We start from the raw sequence: 19,778 nt of genomic DNA, 5'->3' as shown, positions 1-19,778 counted from the left end.
TATGGATGCGAAAAGGAGAGTCGTCTATGTCTAAAATTACATTTATCGGTGCAGGGAGTACCGTGTTTGCTAAAAATATATTAGGAGATTGTTTGTTCGTCCCTGCACTAACCGGTTTTGAATTCGCTTTATATGATATCGACCACAACCGGCTGAAAGAATCCGAAACGATGCTCCGCCATTTAAAAGAGAACTACGGTGCACATGTGGCCATTAAGTCCTATCACAACCGAAAAGAAGCCTTAAAGGATGCGAAATATGTGATCAATGCCATCCAGGTTGGAGGCTACCGGCCAAGCACGGTGATTGATTTTGAGATTCCGAAAAAATATGGGTTAAGACAAACGATTGCGGATACGGTTGGCATCGGCGGCATCTTCCGCTTCCTTCGAACAATTCCTGTGATGCTTGATTTTGCAAAGGAGATGGAAGAGGTTTGCCCAAATGCTTTATTGTTAAATTACACAAATCCAATGGCCACACTGACAGGTGCGATGCTGCGCTATACACAGGTTCAAACAGTGGGTCTTTGTCATAGTGTGCAGGTGTGTACAAAGGATCTATTTGAATCACTTGAAATGGATCATGAAGGCATTGAAGAAAAAATTGCCGGCATTAATCATATGGCATGGTTATTAGAAGTGAAACGGGACGGAAAAGACTTGTATCCAGACATCAAAAAAAGAGCAAAAGAAAAGCAGCAATCGCGGCATCATGATATGGTACGTTTTGAGCTGATGGATAAATTCGGGTACTATGTCACTGAATCCTCAGAGCACAATGCCGAATACCACCCTTATTTTATCAAATCTCGCTATCCAGAACTGATCGGTCAATATAACATTCCGCTCGATGAATACCCGAGACGCTGCGAGGAACAAATCAACAACTGGAATACCATGAAGCATGACCTTGTGGGCAATACACAGATCACACATACTCGCTCAAAAGAATATGGTCCCCGTATCATTGAAGCGATCGAAACGAACATTCCCTTTAAATTTGGCGGGAATGTGCTGAACACAGGAGGCCTCATTCACAACCTGCCTGAAAAAGCGTGTGTCGAAGTGCCGTGTGTTGCAGATCGGAGCGGTATCATGCCATGCTATGTCGGAGAGATCCCTGAACAATTGGCTGGACTGAACCGGACCAATATCAACTCACAGCTCATGACAATCGAAGCAGCAATCAGCGGCAAAAAAGAGCACATTTATCAAGCGGCATTACTTGATCCACACACAAGCGCTGAACTATCGATTGATGACATCATCAAATTATGCGATGAACTCATTGAAGCACATGGTGAGATGCTTCCGCATTTTGCAGAACCGAATCAATATGCCGCATCAACCAACTTACAGAAATAAACCAGCCTCTACCTGATGCTACGCGCATCAGGTTTTTTTATGCTGCAAAAAGAGGATTGACTGAAACCGTTTTTAATATTATGATTTTTCTAAAGTTAACCAACAGTTAATCAAAAATACACCATGAATGAATCACATTCCGGAATCATTTCTCACAAACAAATGAATGGGCGACAACCTTTCACACGTTAGAGCAAGCTTTTATCACAACGTAAACCAAAACGACAATAATATTTGACAAAGAGTGTATACAGATGGGCGCCCATTAGATGAGACAATGACAACCAAACACATCCTATAAGCATGACATTTTTTCATAAAAAGGAGAGAGGGAACATGACCAAAACAGATGTACAAATGTTGAAAAATTATATTGGCGGACAATGGATTGAGGCAGAAACTAGTCAAACAGAGGCAGTATATAACCCAGCAACTGGCGAGATCATCGCAGAAGTGCCGCTTTCAACAAAAAAAGATGTCGAACGTGCGGTACAGGCAGCACAACAAGCATTTACCACTTGGTCGAAAACCCCCGTTCCCCGCCGTGCCCGCATTTTATTTAAATATCAGCAGTTACTCGTTGAAAAATGGGATGAGCTGGCTGAACTCGTCACGATTGAAAACGGAAAAAGCATAACAGAAGCAAAAGGAGAAGTGCAGCGCGGGATTGAATGTGTCGAATTTGCCGCTGGTGCACCAACCTTAATGATGGGAAAACAATTACCAGATATCGCATCTGGACTCGAATCCGGCATGTACCGCTATCCAATAGGCGTCATCGGGGGGATTACACCATTTAACTTTCCGATGATGGTCCCTTGCTGGATGTTCCCGCTTGCCATTGCGTGCGGAAATACGTTTGTTTTAAAACCTTCAGAGCGCACGCCGATTCTTGCCGCGCGATTAGCCGAGCTATTTGAAGAAGCAGGTCTTCCAAAAGGGGTTCTCAACATTGTCAATGGGGCTCACGATGTCGTCAATGGTCTGCTTGAACACCAAAAGGTCAAAGCCATTTCATTTGTCGGCTCTCAGCCAGTCGCAGAATACGTCTATAAAAAAGGCACAGAGCATGGCAAACGTGTCCAAGCACTTGCAGGAGCAAAAAATCACTCCATTGTTCTCAAAGATGCAGATTTAGACGCGGCAACGAAACAAATCATTGGTGCTGCCTTTGGATCAGCAGGAGAGCGCTGCATGGCTGCGGCCGTTGTCGCAGTGGAAGAAGAAGTGGCAGATGAGCTCATTCAAAAATTAGTTGATGAATCGAACGAGCTCGTCATTGGAAATGGAATAAATGAAGAGGTCTTTCTTGGTCCAGTCATTCGAAAGGAACATAAAGAACGAACGCTTCAATACATCCAGTCAGGGATTGAAGAAGGCGCAAGTCTCATTCGTGATGGCAGGAAAGATCACGAAACAAATGGAAAAGGGTATTTCGTTGGACCAACGATCTTTGACCATGTGACAAATCAAATGAAAATTTGGCAGGACGAGATTTTCGCCCCAGTCTTATCCATTGTTCGTGTCTCTTCACTAACAGAAGCAATCGACCTGTCCAATCAATCAAAATTTGCGAACGGTGCCTGCCTGTATACAGACAGTGCATCAAGCATCAGAGAATTTCGCGAAAACATCGACGCAGGGATGCTCGGCGTCAATATCGGTGTTCCCGCACCAATGGCATTTTTCCCGTTTTCCGGCTGGAAGGATTCTTTCTACGGGGATTTGCACGCCAATGGAACAGACGGAGTAGAGTTTTACACAAGAAAGAAAATGGTGACCGCGCGTTATATGTGATCAACAATCATGAATAAGCTAAGAAAATGCAGTTCCAAAAGGAGAACTGCATTTTTTTGTTGTCTCCTAGTCAAAAAGTAAGGGTTTTCATCGTTGTTTTAGCAGCGATTCTCCCAAGAAATCATCCTTTGTATTCATTCTTCATCAGCGTCTATCAACATAATTTGAAATTGGGCGTAAACCCCAAGATTAGGAAGATGAAAACAGGAGGAAAATGACACGATGAGAAAGAGGATGAAGTGCGGTTTAGGTTTATTGATTCTTGCTTTGGTACTAAGCTGTATACCTGTATATGATGCGAGTGCAGCAAGTACCCCCATTGCAAAACGAGTAGGAAATGCAAATCCGCTCATAGACCATCACCTGGGGGCAGATCCGTTTGCGCTCACCTATAACGGAAGAGTGTACATTTATATGTCGAGCGATGACTATGAGTATCACAGCAATGGAACGATTAAGGACAATTCTTTTGCAAATTTGAATAGGGTTTTTGTCATCTCTTCGGCGGATATGGTGAACTGGACAGATCACGGAGCGATTCCAGTAGCAGGTGCCAATGGGGCCAATGGCGGGAAAGGGATTGCCAAATGGGCAGGCGCATCTTGGGCTCCAGCCGCTGCGGTGAAGAAGATCAATGGGAAGGATAAATTTTTCCTTTATTTTGCTAACAGCGGTGGAGGGATTGGCGTCCTGACAGCGGACAGCCCGATTGGTCCATGGAAAGATCCTATCGGAAAAGCGCTCGTCACGCCAAATACACCAGGGATGTCAGGTGTTGTATGGCTGTTTGATCCAGCCGTATTTGTAGATGATGACGGGACCGGTTATCTATATGCTGGTGGAGGCGTTCCAGGCGGTTCAAATCCAACGCAGGGACAATGGGCCAATCCTAAAACAGCAAGAGTTCTGAAGCTAGGGCCTGACATGACAAGTGTGGTCGGTAGTGCATCAACCATTGATGCTCCTTTCATGTTTGAAGATTCAGGGATGCATAAGTATAACGGTACCTATTACTATTCCTATTGCATCAATTTTGGCGGCTCTCACCCAGCAGATAAACCACCAGGCGAGATCGGCTATATGACGAGCTCAAGTCCTATGGGTCCCTTTACGTATAAAGGACACTTCTTGAAAAATCCGGGTGCATTTTTCGGTGGCGGCGGTAACAACCATCATGCTGTGTTCAATTTTAAAAACGAGTGGTATGTCGTGTATCACACACAAACGGTGAGTTCTGCCTTATACGGAGCAGGGAAAGGCTACAGATCTCCCCACATTAATAAGCTTGTGCATAATGCTGACGGCTCCCTTCGAGAGGTCGCAGCCAATTTTGAAGGCGTTAAACAGCTTTCCAACTTAAATCCTTATCAACGGGTAGAAGCTGAAACATTCGCTTGGAATGGGCGCATTTTAACAGAGGCCTCCTCAGCACCTGGTGGGCCAGCCAATAACCAGCACGTCACAAACATTCAAAACGGCGATTGGGTGGCTGTCAGTAATGTCGATTTCGGATCGAGAGGTGCCAGAACCTTTAAAGCCAATGTAGCAGCCGCTTCAGGCGGACAAATTGAAGTACGTCTTGGCAGTCCAGACGGTAGAATTGCTGGAACACTCAATGTCCCTTCCACAGGCGGAAACTGGCGAGAAATAGAAGCGGCAGTAAACGGGGCAACGGGAGTACACAACGTATTTTTTGTCTTCAAAGGAAATGGTGCCAACCTATTCCAATTTGATTCCTGGCAGTTTACTCAAAGGTAAACAAAATCTGATGCTACGGCATCGATTAATGGTTGATGGGAGAGTGGGAAAATTTGATGTCCATAATCAAAAAACCAATTTGCACTTTATTGGTCTGCTTCACTATGTTGTCTGTCATGTTTTTAGGGCCTGGGGTAACTGAGGTGTCAGCGGCAGATGCGAATATTAATGTCAACGCGGAAAGACAAGTGATCCGCGGCTTTGGCGGAATGAACCACCCGGCCTGGATTGGTGATTTGACCGGCCCTCAAAGGGATACCGCCTTTGGCAATGGACAGAATCAGTTAGGATTCTCCATTTTACGGATTTATGTAGACGAGAACAGAAATAATTGGCACAGAGAAGTCGCCACCGCCAAAAGAGCGATAGAGCACGGCGCTTTGGTGATTGCTTCGCCTTGGAATCCTCCAAGCCATATGGTAGAGACTTTCAACCGTAATGGTGCGTCTGCAAAGCGGCTGAGATACAATCAATACGCCGCATATGCTCAGCATTTGAATGATTTTGTGACATTCATGAAAAATAACGGCGTCAATCTCTATGCCATTTCTGTACAGAACGAGCCTGATTATGCACATGAATGGACATGGTGGACACCTCAGGAAATCCTGCGATTCATGAGAGAAAATGCTGGCTCCATAAATGCACGTGTGATTGCACCAGAATCCTTTCAATACCTTAAAAATATCTCAGATCCTATCTTAAACGATCCGCAGGCGCTTAGTAATATGGACATTCTAGGTGCCCATCTGTACGGAACCCAAATCAGCCAGCTTCCGTATCCTCTTTTCAAACAAAAAGGAGGGGGAAAAGAGCTGTGGATGACAGAGGTCTACTACCCGAATAGTGATAACAATTCAGCGGACCGCTGGCCTGAGGCATTAGGGGTATCAGAGCATATTCACCATTCAATGGTGGAAGGGGACTTTCAGGCGTATGTGTGGTGGTACATCCGGAGATCATACGGTCCTATGAAAGAAGATGGAATGATTAGCAAGCGCGGATACAACATGGCGCATTTCTCCAAGTTTGTGCGTCCAGGGTACGTCAGAATTGATGCAACGAAAAGCCCTGAACCGAATGTTTTCGTCTCAGCCTATAAAGGAAACAATCAGGTCGTCATTGTCGCGATTAACAAAAACAATACAGGAGTCAATCAACACTTTGTCATGCAAAACGGAACTGCTTCCCAAGCGTCAAGATGGATCACGAGCAGCAACAGTAACCTCCAGCCTGGAACTGACTTAAACATATCAGGAAATCAATTTTGGGCTCATCTCCCTGCTCAAAGTGTGACAACATTTGTGGTCAAACGCTAAAAAACACCAAAAGCCAATTTTCTCATTAACAAAGAAAATTGGCTTTTTCTGTGTAAATAGAAAGTTGATTTTTCACGACGTCTCCACTTTGGGTATAATAATAACAATGACTTCAGGAGAGTGATCATAATGCCAAAACTTCAAAGCAAAGTATTGATTATAGATGACGAAAAAGAAATCTTAGAATTAATCCATACCGTATTAACAAGAGAAGGCATTGACCGGGTGATAACAGCTTCAACTGCCCGTGATGGGCTCTCGCAATTCCATCAAGAACAACCCGATCTCGTCATACTGGATATTATGCTACCAGACGGTGAAGGCTACGATATTTGCAAACAAATCAGAGACGTCTCGCATGTTCCGATTATCTTTTTATCAGCAAAGGGAGAGGAATCAGACAAAATTGTAGGACTTGCCATTGGCGGTGATGATTATATTACAAAGCCGTTCAGTCCAAAAGAAGTCGCCTACCGGGTAAAAGCCCAGCTTAGACGGTCGTCATACTTACAGCCTTCTCAAGCAGAACCCATCATCAAAAAAGGGCCATTTGAGTTAAACGAGCAGCAAGCCGAACTGACGAAAAACGGAGCGGCGATTGAGCTCACTCCGAAAGAACTTATGCTGATGACCTATTTCTTGCAGCACCCGAATCGCGTGATCAGTAAAGAAACGCTTTATCAAACGGTTTGGGGAGAGGATTTCTTCGGTTCTGATAATACGGTGATGGTTCATATACGAAGACTTCGGGAGAAAATAGAAAATTCCCCATCTACACCAGAATTTCTCGTAACGGTTAAAGGACTTGGCTATAAATTCGTTGTAAAGGATGCGTAAAGATGAAATGGCGATTAACAGGCAGATATATGGTCTCTGTCATTATCGTGACCATTATCACGGTCTTTATTAACTTATTTGGATTCATGATTTGGCTTGTACTACAAGCAAGCAGCCAGCAAAACGAAGAAAATACGCCGGAAACCTTCACAAGAACATTTGAACAATACATCACCTTGTCCAATCAAGATATCACTGTGAGCAAAGAAGGACAGCAAGCCTTAAAACAACAAAATGCATGGATTCAGATATTAGACGAAAATGGACAAGATGTTTATCATGCACAAGCACCTAAAGGCTTAAAAAGCAAATACACACCTATAGAAATCGTAAACTTACATAAATATAAAGATAAGCAATTGATGTCGACTATCTATGCTGGGGGGAAAAATGGAAAGGGCAAGGAATACAGCTACTTTATCGGATTTAAGGACCCTTCCATCGGAAAATATTTATTTTCGTTCAATACGAAAGACTTAATATCGCAATTCAATATCGGGACGATGATTTTATTATCGATTGATGCCATCATTGCCTTAGTCATTGGATACTTATTCAGCCGGCAGCTCATCAAACCGCTCGGCCGTGCCATTTATGGCATCCAGCGGCTCGCAAACGGAGATTATACGACGAAGCTGCCAACTAAGGGGATATATAAAGATGTCTTCTATAATGTCAATCACTTATCAGAACAGCTCGCTTCAAGCCAAAAAGAAAAAGACAAATTAGAGCAAATGCGGGAAGAGTGGATCAGCCATATTTCTCATGATATTAAAACACCATTATCCTCCATTCAAGGCTATGCAGAAATCATGAAAGATCCAAATTATCCTCTTTCAGATCAAGACATCAAACATTATGCCAGCATCATAGAGAATAAATCACTGTACATCAAAGATGTCATGGAGGATCTCAATTTAACAACAAGGCTGAAAAATAACGACGTGATGCTGCATAAAGAGCTGGTGAACATTGTACCGTTGCTGCGTGAAACGTTAATTGATATCCTCAACGATTCGAGATATGCAGATCAGACCATTGAGCTGCAAACGAATGTAGACAAGCTTATGCTGAATATTGATACGATCCTCATACGAAGAGCGGTCACCAATCTCATTTTAAATGCCCTTGTTCACAATGATGCTGATGTGAACATCATTGTACAGCTTGAACAAAAAGAAAACACCCACATTACGATTCAAGACAACGGCAAAGGAATCGAAGAGGCAGAGCTAGAAAAAGTGTTTGACCGCTACTATAGAGGGACAAATACAGGAGGGACACATGCAGGCTCTGGTCTTGGAATGGCGATTGCAAAGGATATTATCAAAAAACACGGCGGGGATATTAAGATACAAAGTATGATTGGGGAAGGAACAACGATTGATATCCAATTACCCGCATGAACGGACATACAAAAAAACGGTTCTGCTCAATCACAGAACCGTTTTTTTCAACTATTATTCTGAAAACACTTTAATGCCTTTCACAATGTTCCAAATGAAGAAGTAGATCGCGACAAGGAATGTCACAGCATACGTTGCAATTAAGAACGGACCAGCATGACTGATATCGTTCATGCCAAGTAACCCTGAACCGGCAATACCGATGCCAAAAATCAAATAAGGAATTAAATGCGTCCAAAGCGATTTTTTCGCATGATATTTCACTTCGTCCTTTCCTAAGAAATAGACGATAATTGGAAACAGAAACGGTGCAAAAAAGATACTGAAGTAACATAATGAAGACAAAATTTTATTTTCTCTCAAACCTTTTCACCTCTATAATTGATTTAGAAGAGGGGACAATTTGACTCATCCCTCACTTCCTTACAACCCCATTGTACAACCTCAACCTTAACTTGTATTAATCCGAACCTTACAGCAACCTTAAAAATGTTAAACCGTAAAATGATCAATGAAAGATAAAATGATTATAGGTATTTCAATCTATTTTTTCAGAAAAAATAGTTGACTTTGGTCATCCCTCTGTTTAAAATAAAGTCGTAACCGATGCAGGAGTGTCACTGATATGATCAGGCACCACCAAGTCAGGTAAACAGTTTGTACATTTTGTACGTTGTTTGCTGAGATTTTGGTGTTTTTTTATGCTTTTTTTAGCATTTTAGGTAAGGTGGGATGAGGATGTTCACCGTCGTTAAAGTTTTAAATAATAATATCGTATTAGCTCTAACAGATGCTCAAAATGAAGTCGTTGTTTTTGGAACAGGAATAGGTTTTAAAAAGAAGAAAGGTGATACTCTTGATGAGAGCGCTGTCAGTAAGACATTTTATTCTGATCAGACGTCTCCATTAGAATCTCAACTTGCCGCTATCCCAACTGATATCCTTTTATTAACTGAAAAAATCATTCGTGTGGGCGAAGAGATGTTGAATAAGAAGTTAGGTTCCAGCGTGCTCTTTTCGCTATCCGATCATCTTACCTTTGCTATTCAAAGGCACGAAGAAAAAATGGCGTATGAAAACCCCATTGTGTGGGAAATTCCACATCTCTATTTTCAAGAATATCAAATCGGGAAAAAAGCACTGGCAATTATTCAAAAAATGATGGGCATTTCTTTTGAAGATACTGAAGCTTCACTCATTGCCCTGCATTTTGTAAACGCTCAAATAGATGGTCAGTCTATGGGAGACACCATTAAAATGACTCACCTCACCAAGGAAATCGTCAAAATTATTCAAAATATTTTCGAGATGATATTGGATAAATCATCCATTAATTATTCGAGGTTTATCACACACTTGAGATATTTTATTGTGAGGCAGGAAACCAATCACCCGCCGCAACAGATGGATGACTCGTTAAAAGAATTAATTCAGGATCGTTATATGAAGAGTTATGCCTGCGGATTGATTATCAAAGAAATGTTAAAACGAGAATTCAATTGGAAAGTGACAGAAGACGAACTTGTTTTTTTAGTCATCCATATTGAAAGAATCACAAAGGAACACCAAAAAAATAATTGATTTCTTTTAGGCGTGTTATGAAAAAGCATTAACCTAAACAAATCTCCATGAAGAAGAATGATCTTTTCTCATGGCGGATTTTGTTTAGGTTTTTTTTGTGAAAATGAAGGGGTGAAGGCATGGAAAACAAAGAATTGGCTCAAGAAATTGTGAATTTAATCGGTGGAACCGAAAATATATCTCAAAGTTGGCATTGTATCACGAGACTAAGATTTAATCTCAACGATGAAAGCCAAGTAAAAGTAGATGAGCTGAAAACATTAGATGGGGTTTTAGGTGCACAATTTCAAAGTGGACAATTCCAAGTCATTATTGGAGCAAAGGTAGCAGAGGTCTATGAGGAAATTGATCATCTGGTTGGTCATAGCAGCAATGAATCTGCTCCTGTTAAAAACACGTCAAAGATGAATCCAATTGAAGTCGTATTCGATGTGATCAGCGGGATTTTCACACCTATTTTGCCAGCGATTGTTGGTAGTGGACTGATCAAAGGGATCATGGCACTGCTTGTTAGCTTAGGCTGGCTGACGGAAACAAGCGCTACCTATCAAGTGCTTCAAATCTTTTCAAATGCTGTCTTTTACTTTTTACCTTTCCTCATTGCTTATTCGGCAGCGAAGAAGTTTAAAACAAGAGAATCTCTCGCGCTCGCATTAGCAGGAATTTTACTATATCCAACGATGATCGAAGGTGCAACAAAAGGAGCAGACCCGTTAAGCTTTTTAGGGTTAAGTATTCCACTAAATAATTACACATCTTCCGTATTACCAATTATTTTAGGTGTGCTATTACTAAGCTTTGTCGATAAGTGGATAACAAAAGCGATCCCTAAATCCTTAAGTATCGTATTTACACCAGTACTGAGCCTGATGATCACGGCTCCTCTTACACTGGCTTTTATAGCTCCTATTGGAAACGTTTCCGGGCAGTATTTAGAAATCTTTTTCACTTCTTTGTTCAATTTCGCTGGTCCGATTGCCGGTTTATTAATGGGCGGCTTGATGCCACTCATTGTGTTAACTGGGATGCATTACGCATTCTTCCCAAGCACGTTAGCCAGCTTTGAAAAAGTGGGTTACGATATCATGCTGCTTCCGATGAATTTCATTGCGAATATGGCACAAGCAGGCGCTGTGTTAGGTGTCATCATCCGCACCAAGCGGGTAGAAACAAGGTCTTTAGCACTTTCAACATTGCTTCCTAGTTTCTTCGGTATCACAGAACCAGCCATTTATGGAGTCACACTTAGACTAAAAAAACCTTTTTATGCTTCATTAATTGGCGGCGCAGTCGGTGGATGTTTTTACGGTTTATTTTCAGTTAAAACGACAGCCTTTTCGATTCCAGGCATCACCTCACTGCCCACTTACATTATGAAAGGGACGAATAATTTCCAGCTGGCTCTGATTGGAATCGCCTTGAGCTTCATCGTGTCACTTCTCGTCACCATTTTCCTTGGATTTAAGGAGTCTGTCACAGCCGTTCACGAGCAAGCAGCAGAAAAGCCAAATCACACTGTGAGTACAGAGAATCAACAAATGTCTAAGCAAACAAGCCCATTCGAAGTTCAAGCACCTATGAGTGGAAAAGTCATTCCTTTATCTGAAGTGAATGATTCAGTGTTCTCAAGTGAAATGATGGGGAAGGGAGTCGCAATTTTGCCTGATAAGGGGGTGGTACAAGCACCGTTCTCAGGAAAAGTAGTGACTGTTACGCCTACTAAACATGCCATCGGACTCGTTTCAGATGATGGAATTGAATTATTGATCCACGTGGGGATTGATACCGTCAGCCTAAATGGCCAATTCTTTGATGTACTAGTAAAAGAGGGTGATGAGATGAAGACCGGGGATCATTTATTATCGTTTGATATAGAAGGAATTCAATCAAACCATTTAGATGTAGTGACACCTATTATCGTCACAAATTCAACGCAATACCTTGATGTGATTCATACAGGTGACGCTCATGTCACCGCAGGTCAAAATAAGCTCTTAATGCTTATTCACTAATATAAAGAGAAGGGATGATTGAAATGAAGAATGTAAAAAAAGGATTTTCAGATGATTTTTTATGGGGTGGCGCAACTGCTGCCAATCAAATAGAAGGCGCGTACTTAGAAGGTGGCAAGGGCTTATCGACGTCAGACTTTGCTGCATATAAAGATCCTTATGAAAAAGGAAAAGTGAACAACTTTACTTTCGATGTTAGTTCAGCTGAATTAAAAAGATACAAGGAACAACCTGATGAATTTGATTTCCCGAAAAGACGCGGAATCGATTTTTACCATCGATATGAAGAGGATATTGCACTATTTGCAGAAATGGGCTTTAAAGTGTTTCGCTTGTCTATATCATGGGCAAGAATCTTCCCAACTGGTTTAGAGGAAAAGCCGAACGAAGAAGGATTGGCTTTTTATGATCAAGTATTTGATGAATGTGCGAAATATGGAATTGAACCGTTAGTCACGATGTCTCACTATGAAATGCCGATTACTTTAACAGAGAAATATAATGGCTGGATGAGTAGAGAGCTTGTGCCGTTGTTTGAAAAATATGCCCGCGCCATTTTAGAAAGATATAAAGATAAAGTGAAGTATTGGATTACATTCAATGAAATGAATATGAACCTCAACAGCCTTTACACCGGTGCTGGAATTTTAGAGGACCTAGTAGACCATAAATTACAGGCTGCGTATCAAGCGTCACATCATCAATTTATCGCCAGCGCTCTCACAGTGAAGGCAGCAAAAGAAATCATTCCTCATGCACAAATTGGCTGTATGATTAACCAAATTGAAGCCTATGCAAAAACAACAAAGCCAGAGGACCAGCTGCAAGCGGTAAAATCGAACCAATTGAATATGTTCTATCCAGATGTTCAAGCTAGAGGAGAATATCCAACATACATGGTAAAATACTTTGCAGACAACGACATCAAGCTGGATATCAAAGAGCAGGATGAACAAATTTTGAAAGAGGGCATTGTTGATTTTGTGGCAATCAGCTACTATATGTCCCACGTTGCAGAAGCGCGAGAAGATGCGGCTGAGCTAGCGGGTACATTTGATAGTCCAATCAAAAATGAGCATTTGGAGCTATCACAATGGGATTGGCCAATTGATCCGATGGGACTCCGCATTTCATTAATCAAGCTGTATGACAGATACCAAAAGCCTTTATTTGTTTGTGAAAATGGACTTGGCGCAAGAGATACATTGACACCAGACGGAGAAATACACGACGATTATCGAATTGATTATTTAAAACAACATATTGAACAAATGAAAGAAGCAGTCAAAGAAGGTGTCGACTTAATGGGGTATACGCCTTGGGGATGCATCGACTTAATTAGCTGCGGAACTTCTCAAATGAGTAAACGCTATGGTTTGATCTATGTAGATCAAGACGATAGAGGGAATGGTACATTAAATCGTTACCGAAAAGATTCCTTCTACTGGTACAAAAATGTGATTGCAACAAATGGAGAAGATTTATCATAATCCAGATTGAATGATGAAAACATCATTGCGCCCGCCTTTATTTGCCGGGTGCGATGGTGTTTTATTTGTTTACCGAAAAGAAACCCAAATCATGTCATAGCAAGCCAATAAATGTTTCACCTTGACCTTGAAGTATAGTTCAACCTTTATAATATATATATAGTAAGACAAAATAATGACAAAGGAGTAACGATGGAGTTGATGACTAGAGGAGAACTTGCCAAAAAAACAGGAATAAGTCCTGCCGCAATTCGTTACTATGAAGAGCACAACATATTACCTGCTCCAAGACGACGTTCAAACGGTTACAGATTCTATACAGAAGACTATGTTTTGAAGATTCAATTGATCAAAGATGCGAAAACATTGGGTTATTCATTAAAGGAAATAGCTGAAATCATGGACATGCTAAGTCAAGACATAGAACTTGATACGCTAAGAAAAATTGTCCATCTTAAACATGAAGAAATTGAAAGGAAAATCAAAAGCCTTCGTCTCATTCAAGACCTTTTATCTAACTTATTAAAAACTCCTGAAAAAAAAGTACAAGTCTACCTGGAATCATTTCGTGTACCAAATGAGGATGATCAATCATCATATTGAGTGAAAGGAGAGAAAAAAATGAGTGTAGAAATTTATCATGGTGAACGTTCTGAAGAAAGTATTCAATTTGAAACATTATTCGCTTCGCAAAGTAATAAAGAGAGTTTTTCTAGTATCGAGCACACAAAAAAATTTCTTGAGCAAAAAGGAATTGAAAATACGCAGCCTTATGCCATTGGAGATGATGTGAAGTTAATGAGTGAGGTACAAGAGCAAACATTCGAAGGCATGCAAGTTTTCACATTAAATGAACAAGCATCACAAAATCAAAAAGTCATTCTCTATCTACATGGCGGTGCATGGACAAATCAGCCTTTGAATGTCCACTGGTGGTTCATGGATAAAATGGCGCAATCACTAGGTGCGAAAGTGGTCGCTCCTATTTATCCAAAAGTGCCTCATTATAGCTATCAGGATACGTATCCGAAAATTCTTAACCTATATAAAGACCTTCTGAAAACTGCCGGAAGTGCCAATCAATTGACGATTATGGGAGATTCAGCTGGTGGAAACATCTCACTTGGTCTGGCGCACCTTTTAAAGAAGGAGAATCTGCCACAGCCGAAGGATATTATTTTATTATCTGCATGTGTCGACATGAGCTTAAGCAATCCTCTCATGTTTGAATATGCAAAAAAGGACCCGATTCTAGGTTATGAAGGAATGGAAGCCATTGCAAAGATTTGGATAGCTGATCAACATGTAACTGACCCAATGATCAGTCCCATTTACGGTGACTTCAAAGGACTTGCGAAGATTACTCATTTCATTGGAACACATGATATGTTATATCCAGATGCCATAAAGCTCGATGAAAAACTAACAGAACAAGGAATTGACATAAAAACCTTTGTTTATCCTGAAATGCTTCATGTATTTGTTGTCATGCCAATCCCTGAGGCACAAGATGCTCAGGAGAAAATCATTCAGGTGATCAATCGTTAGGGATTCCGTTCACACCAAAAAGACTGCTTCCTTTTAAGCAGTCTTTTTAAATATAATCACAATATCCATTCACTACAGATTCCACTTCCTTAAATTCCAATTTTTGTTTACAACGATCGTATTTCCCATTAATATAATGATTGTTCGCTTCTTCATTGGATTTAAATAAATGACGGCTAGTAAAGGAGAGTGAATGATGATTGTTTCCTTTCTTCAACCTATGGCTCTGATCTTGTTTACATTGCCTTTGTTATCTTTGATATGGGGGATTGTCGGCTATTTCATCTTTAAGCGGGTCTACGTCGTTCTAGTGATCACATTTGCAGCTTCAACCGTTTTTATCTTTGCCTATACGGGGTTCGATTTGTCGAATATGTATTGGGTCGTCGCAATGACTTTTCTATGCATGTGTACCTCTCTCATCACAAAAATCATCCAATTTATGATTCAACGCTATAAAAAGCATAAAGAAGCTTATGCCTGCAAACATAAGCTTTATTTTTGTTTCCACTCATCTTCGGGCAAACAGTTCATTACCTAATGTTTGGTATAATAGATACGAGCATGGAAGGGGAAGGAGAACACGTTGGAAACTTTTGATTTATACCAAGAAGATCTTGAATTAATAGACGAAGCAAAAAAGAAGATTATCAGTCTTTATGAAGATGATAAACACCATGTAGGGGCAGCGATCCGCATGAAAACAGGAGAAATAATGTCGGCTGTCCATATAGAAGCCTATATCGGACGGGTAACTGTTTGTGCAGAAGCCATTGCGATTGGCAGTGCTTTATCGAATGGACATAAGGATTTTGATACAATTGTGGCAGTGAGACATCCCTATTCAGATGAAGAAGATAGAAAAATTAGAGTAGTAAGCCCTTGCGGCATCTGCCGAGAGCTCATTTCAGACTTCGGACCAGCATGTTTTGTCATCATCGAGATGGCTGGGGAGCTGGTCAAGGTGAAAATCGAAGAACTCATACCGCTCAAATATACTCGAAGCTGATGTGCCCCATAGATATACAGTAGGAGGATGGATGCAGAAAACATCAAGTGTGATCCTTACTGCATCCAAGATGACTGAAAAATCGCTCAACAAAAGCAACCCCATATATTTTCTCCATATGATTCATGTTAAAAATATACTGTTCCATATGCTCAAGCTTTCGCAGACTACGCGCTAGTATTTTCCGTTCATCGTCAGAAAGAGCAGGGTCATCATTTACCTTCTCCAAAGCCATTTTCACTCGTGCAGATACCTTTTCAACATAGAGATGGTTTTTGGATGCTGGCGGAATACATGCCGACAGGTCACAGCCTGTAAAACGAACACCGTCTAGGGTGCAGTTTTCAAAATCGGCGATCAGCTTTTGTTTGCCATTTCCCTCAAACGTTATATCTATTAGCTTACCAGCAAAGGTACAATTGACGATATTCGCTACCTGTAAAACGCGGTCATTGAATCTACATTTAGAGAAAATGCAATCGATAAACGTAGCATTCTCCAAGGTAATTCCCCTCATATCGCAAGAAGAAAATACGCAATGGGTGAAGACAGCTTCGTTTTTGCCAATGCCCACAGAACGCAAGTCGGAACGACTAAAAGTACAATGATCAATCGTACTACCGGCAAAAAATCTTGCATTCGTGAGATCACACGTATCAAATACAAGATGATCCAGGTGACAGCTCCAAAAAATAGGAGAACGAACATTTGAGTTGATGATTGTCGTTCTGCTGATTGTTTCGTGTTCATACCTGGCAATATCAGAAAATGATTCGTTGTCTATTGATATACCAGACTCAAGTCTTCTCATCGCTATCACCCTATCATTTCTTCAAAATTTTTTACAATCATGATTTCCATTCAACAAGTTCATTCCATTTCTCTTGGCGCTTGTCTTTGACTCAAGATTATATCACAAAACGATACTCACCCAGCAAAGAACAGATATCCATTTTCAAGATGAAAGGGGCATAAAAGAATGAAAAGGTATGACATATTCCCAGAACCAATTGGCGGCTATACTGCCGGACGCACCCAGATGGATTTTGAGTATACGGCATCAGATCACTCAAAAAGAGAATTGACCGCGTTTGTGTACTATCCGTCCGATAGCAGCGAAGGGAAGACTGCATCAACGTACATGTTTCCTGAAGTCTACGAGATGCTTCATGAGCAGCCACTTGTCACTGAATATTTGAAGGAAATAAACTTCTTCTCTACCGATATCAAGACTCATTGTTATGACGATCTTGCTCTTTCCGGGAAGGAAAAGCGCTATCCAGTGGTATTCTATGTTTGCGGCGGGGGTGGTTCACCAGAATGGGGGACAGCCATCTGTACAGACATGGCAAGCCAAGGGTATGTTGTCGTCAGTATCGGTCATCAGGATAGCACCATGTATAAACGGAAAGATGGGAAGCTGGTGAATGTCTCAAAGGATTTTTCGGATGTCATAATGACGTTTTCTGAAGATCCAGAGATGATGGCGCTGGCTAGTAAGATGAAAATGCGGCCTGACGATGAAACGGCTATTGAGATGTGCCGTAACGTCCTTACCTTGCCAACCATTAACAAGTTAACAAGATATAGTGAACAACAGGCAGAAGATGTAAGGTACGTAGCCGATTATCTTCACAAACTAGACTCTGGAGAATGGAAGTCTATCTTTCGTAACAGACTGCTGCTCGGCATCGGCATGGGCATCGCAGGGCATTCTTATGGCGGGCCTACAGCGGCTATTGTTTGCCGGGATGACGACCGGTTTGTCTGCGGGGTTGGCTTAGATAGTGGTGCATTCGGCCTTCTCGACAGCGACCTCAATAAACCCTTTTTGCTCCTGTTTTCTGAACCGAATTATTATATGAATGCGATCATTGGTGCTAACAACAGCATGGAAACCTATTATTTCTCTGTTGATGGTGCTGCACATTTAGATTACTGTGACATCGTGTTTAGCGGTGTAGATGAAGAGCTCAGAGGCACGAGGGAGGCATTAGAGATGCGAAATCTTGTGACGGACTATACGAAGACCTTTTTTGATCATTATATCCTGCAAAAGGCTGTACGTGTGGAAAATCTGTCATATGAAGGTGTAGACTTAATCAAGAAAACCAGTAACAAGTGAGATAGGGGAAGCTACTGATAGCAGTCTTAAAGTTGAATATCTTATTTAATTCATAAGCAAAAAGAGCAGCCAACAACTGCTCTTTTTTCGTTTGTCAATCTTTATGCGTTTTTAATGGGCCTTTTGTGATATGAGTCAGCTCAGAGTTAATGTCAAAGATTTTCGCGTTGATGTCTGTTATGCCAAAGCTAGTGATTCTTTTAGAATGCATATCGAGATATGTTTCAGCTGCTTCTTTTGTTTCGAATAAATAAATCCCGCCAGCCTCATTTTCCTCAGAATTCTCCGTCCATATCTTCCAGATGAACCCGTCCTCTTGATTAATACTTCTCGCTAAATCAGAAAACTCTTTTGCCATTTCATCCCCAAAAGGGACATTCATCTTAAAATCTACTTGTAATACGTAAGCCATCGCCATTCTCCTTATGTTGATGTTGTGAAATACTGTTCCCCTAGAACTTCTTTCATTTGAAACGGTTTTTGTGAAAGTTCTTTCTCCATAAATGCCCGCACATCCGATTGGTCAATATCGTACATTACTGCAATCTCTTTAGAGAATAGAAGTTTTTCTTTTTCGAGTAAGGCAGAAACAGCTGGGAGCTTCTTCGGTTGAATCTCTACAGTGTTTAAAGCTTTCTTTAATCCATCAACATAGACGTCTAACGGTCGACCACCCGTGATTTTAACTCCTTTATTTTCTTCGTTGACGAAGATGATGGTCGGAAAACCTCTTGCACCGAGGTCTCGAACAAGAGCAAAATCTTGATTTAATAAGTCTTGTCCGCTAAGGAGCTCCGCTTCATGTAAAATAACATCTCCGTTCAGTCCAAGGTTGTTGACGATATCAATCAAAACCGTAATATCAGATATATTTTGATTGAATGCAAATAGTGCTTCTCTTGCACGGCGTAAAAACGTATAGGCTTGTTCATCACCGTGATGTTTTTGAATCACTTTGAACACGCGAGAGGACGGGTAGGAGGATTGAACAGGATTGTCAATCATTAAGGACCCATCAATTGGCATGCGAGAATGCTCTCCGACTTCTCTCCAGTGACCCGCGACATCAGCAGGCTTATAAATTCCGTTTGCGGGATCAATTGGACCGTCATGCCATTTCTCTAGCAGTCCACCAAGCACAGTCTGGAAATGAAAATAATGTCCATATTGCTCTTTAAAACGACGCAGGACAGGTTCAATTGCCCAGCAATGAGAACAAATCGGATCTGTTACATAGTAGAGCGTAATGGATTTTTTAGGTTGGTGAAAGTCAATGACCTGGATATCTTCTTCTTCACCTACACCGCATACACCAGTTTCTAAATCACAAAACATGTCATTGTTTTTCAAGTTGTTTTCCTCTTTTCTTTTTCATTATCTATGTTCATTAAGTTCTAATGGTTTTTAAGGCAGTAGACCAAGATACAACCTCATTTTCATCATTATTTTTCCTCCTTAATTTTGCAGGAAACGTCATTTCCTATAAGTTGTTTGAATCAATCATTTGCTTTACAATTGAATCTTAAGAC

At 41.1% G+C, this 19,778-nt stretch carries 18 protein-coding genes; 14 read left to right on the top strand and 4 right to left on the bottom strand.

Translation table 11 applies throughout. The features are described 5' to 3' along the window. The first annotated feature begins 26 nt into the window (after positions 1 to 26). From NSS78_RS09215 to NSS78_RS09190, 6 genes are all read left to right on the top strand, one after another. Entirely contained in the window at positions 27 to 1,367 is a 1,341-nt protein-coding gene (locus NSS78_RS09215) for an alpha-glucosidase/alpha-galactosidase (protein WP_212046448.1), read from the top strand. Positions 1,368 to 1,703: 336 nt separating this feature from the next. After that, positions 1,704 to 3,164, top strand: a complete 1,461-nt coding sequence (locus NSS78_RS09210; protein WP_003211356.1) for a CoA-acylating methylmalonate-semialdehyde dehydrogenase — start codon at positions 1,704 to 1,706, stop codon at positions 3,162 to 3,164. A gap of 222 nt (positions 3,165 to 3,386) precedes the next feature. Then, positions 3,387 to 4,922: a glycoside hydrolase family 43 protein gene (locus NSS78_RS09205; protein WP_003212282.1), complete on the top strand. Its 1,536-nt coding sequence runs from the start codon at positions 3,387 to 3,389 to the stop codon at positions 4,920 to 4,922. A 53-nt stretch (positions 4,923 to 4,975) separates the two neighbouring features. Continuing rightward, positions 4,976 to 6,241: a glucuronoxylanase gene (locus NSS78_RS09200; protein ID WP_212046449.1), complete on the top strand. Its 1,266-nt coding sequence runs from the start codon at positions 4,976 to 4,978 to the stop codon at positions 6,239 to 6,241. Between the two features lie 129 nt (positions 6,242 to 6,370). Then, entirely contained in the window at positions 6,371 to 7,078 is a 708-nt protein-coding gene (locus tag NSS78_RS09195; RefSeq protein WP_050944863.1) for a response regulator transcription factor, read from the top strand. A gap of 2 nt (positions 7,079 to 7,080) precedes the next feature. Next, a complete protein-coding gene (locus NSS78_RS09190; RefSeq protein WP_268458531.1) occupies positions 7,081 to 8,484 on the top strand; it encodes a HAMP domain-containing sensor histidine kinase in 1,404 nt (467 codons plus the stop codon). 54 nt (positions 8,485 to 8,538) lie between these two features. On the opposite strand, the gene NSS78_RS09185 is transcribed toward NSS78_RS09190, so the two are convergent. Further along, a complete protein-coding gene (locus NSS78_RS09185; protein WP_050944865.1) occupies positions 8,539 to 8,847 on the bottom strand; it encodes a DUF4870 domain-containing protein in 309 nt (102 codons plus the stop codon). A 375-nt stretch (positions 8,848 to 9,222) separates the two neighbouring features. On the opposite strand from NSS78_RS09185, the gene NSS78_RS09180 reads away from it, so the two are divergent. The 7 genes from NSS78_RS09180 (at position 9,223) to NSS78_RS09150 (ending at position 16,124) form a co-directional block, all read left to right on the top strand. Beyond that, on the top strand, positions 9,223 to 10,065 hold the full coding sequence (locus NSS78_RS09180; RefSeq protein WP_339162271.1) for a PRD domain-containing protein: 843 nt from the start codon (positions 9,223 to 9,225) through the stop codon (positions 10,063 to 10,065). 119 nt (positions 10,066 to 10,184) lie between these two features. After that, positions 10,185 to 12,077, top strand: a complete 1,893-nt coding sequence (locus NSS78_RS09175; RefSeq protein WP_342468368.1) for a beta-glucoside-specific PTS transporter subunit IIABC — start codon at positions 10,185 to 10,187, stop codon at positions 12,075 to 12,077. A 14-nt stretch (positions 12,078 to 12,091) separates the two neighbouring features. Then, positions 12,092 to 13,567, top strand: coding sequence for a family 1 glycosylhydrolase (locus NSS78_RS09170; protein ID WP_106032518.1), 1,476 nt, complete (start codon positions 12,092 to 12,094; stop codon positions 13,565 to 13,567). 192 nt (positions 13,568 to 13,759) lie between these two features. Further along, on the top strand, positions 13,760 to 14,170 hold the full coding sequence (locus NSS78_RS09165) for a MerR family transcriptional regulator (RefSeq protein ID WP_309217437.1): 411 nt from the start codon (positions 13,760 to 13,762) through the stop codon (positions 14,168 to 14,170). Positions 14,171 to 14,188: 18 nt separating this feature from the next. Then, the gene (locus tag NSS78_RS09160) at positions 14,189 to 15,115 is read left to right on the top strand and encodes an alpha/beta hydrolase (protein ID WP_342468367.1); all 927 of its coding nucleotides are present in this window, start codon (positions 14,189 to 14,191) and stop codon (positions 15,113 to 15,115) included. Positions 15,116 to 15,308: 193 nt separating this feature from the next. Further along, on the top strand, positions 15,309 to 15,656 hold the full coding sequence (locus NSS78_RS09155; protein WP_327841031.1) for a YbeF family protein: 348 nt from the start codon (positions 15,309 to 15,311) through the stop codon (positions 15,654 to 15,656). A 45-nt stretch (positions 15,657 to 15,701) separates the two neighbouring features. Further along, on the top strand, positions 15,702 to 16,124 hold the full coding sequence (locus NSS78_RS09150) for a cytidine deaminase (protein WP_342468366.1): 423 nt from the start codon (positions 15,702 to 15,704) through the stop codon (positions 16,122 to 16,124). 43 nt (positions 16,125 to 16,167) lie between these two features. Here NSS78_RS09150 and NSS78_RS09145 read toward each other — a convergent pair whose 3' ends face one another. Further along, positions 16,168 to 16,935, bottom strand: coding sequence for a pentapeptide repeat-containing protein (locus NSS78_RS09145; protein ID WP_342468365.1), 768 nt, complete (start codon positions 16,933 to 16,935; stop codon positions 16,168 to 16,170). Positions 16,936 to 17,103: 168 nt separating this feature from the next. Here NSS78_RS09145 and NSS78_RS09140 point away from each other — a divergent pair, with 168 nt between their 5' ends. Next, a complete protein-coding gene (locus NSS78_RS09140; RefSeq protein WP_342468364.1) occupies positions 17,104 to 18,249 on the top strand; it encodes a choline esterase in 1,146 nt (381 codons plus the stop codon). A gap of 94 nt (positions 18,250 to 18,343) precedes the next feature. Here NSS78_RS09140 and NSS78_RS09135 read toward each other — a convergent pair whose 3' ends face one another. Both NSS78_RS09135 and NSS78_RS09130 read right to left on the bottom strand, forming a co-directional pair. Continuing rightward, positions 18,344 to 18,661: a monooxygenase gene (locus NSS78_RS09135; RefSeq protein WP_050944874.1), complete on the bottom strand. Its 318-nt coding sequence runs from the start codon at positions 18,659 to 18,661 to the stop codon at positions 18,344 to 18,346. An 11-nt stretch (positions 18,662 to 18,672) separates the two neighbouring features. Beyond that, positions 18,673 to 19,599 (bottom strand): DsbA family protein, encoded by a 927-nt coding sequence (locus NSS78_RS09130; RefSeq protein ID WP_050944875.1) that lies wholly within the window; start codon positions 19,597 to 19,599, stop codon positions 18,673 to 18,675. Positions 19,600 to 19,778 lie beyond the last annotated feature (179 nt).

Source organism: Bacillus sp. FSL W8-0920, assembly GCF_038593215.1.
Taxonomy (GTDB): domain Bacteria; phylum Bacillota; class Bacilli; order Bacillales; family Bacillaceae; genus Bacillus; species Bacillus pumilus.
This window is presented reverse-complemented; position numbering and strand designations above follow the sequence as displayed.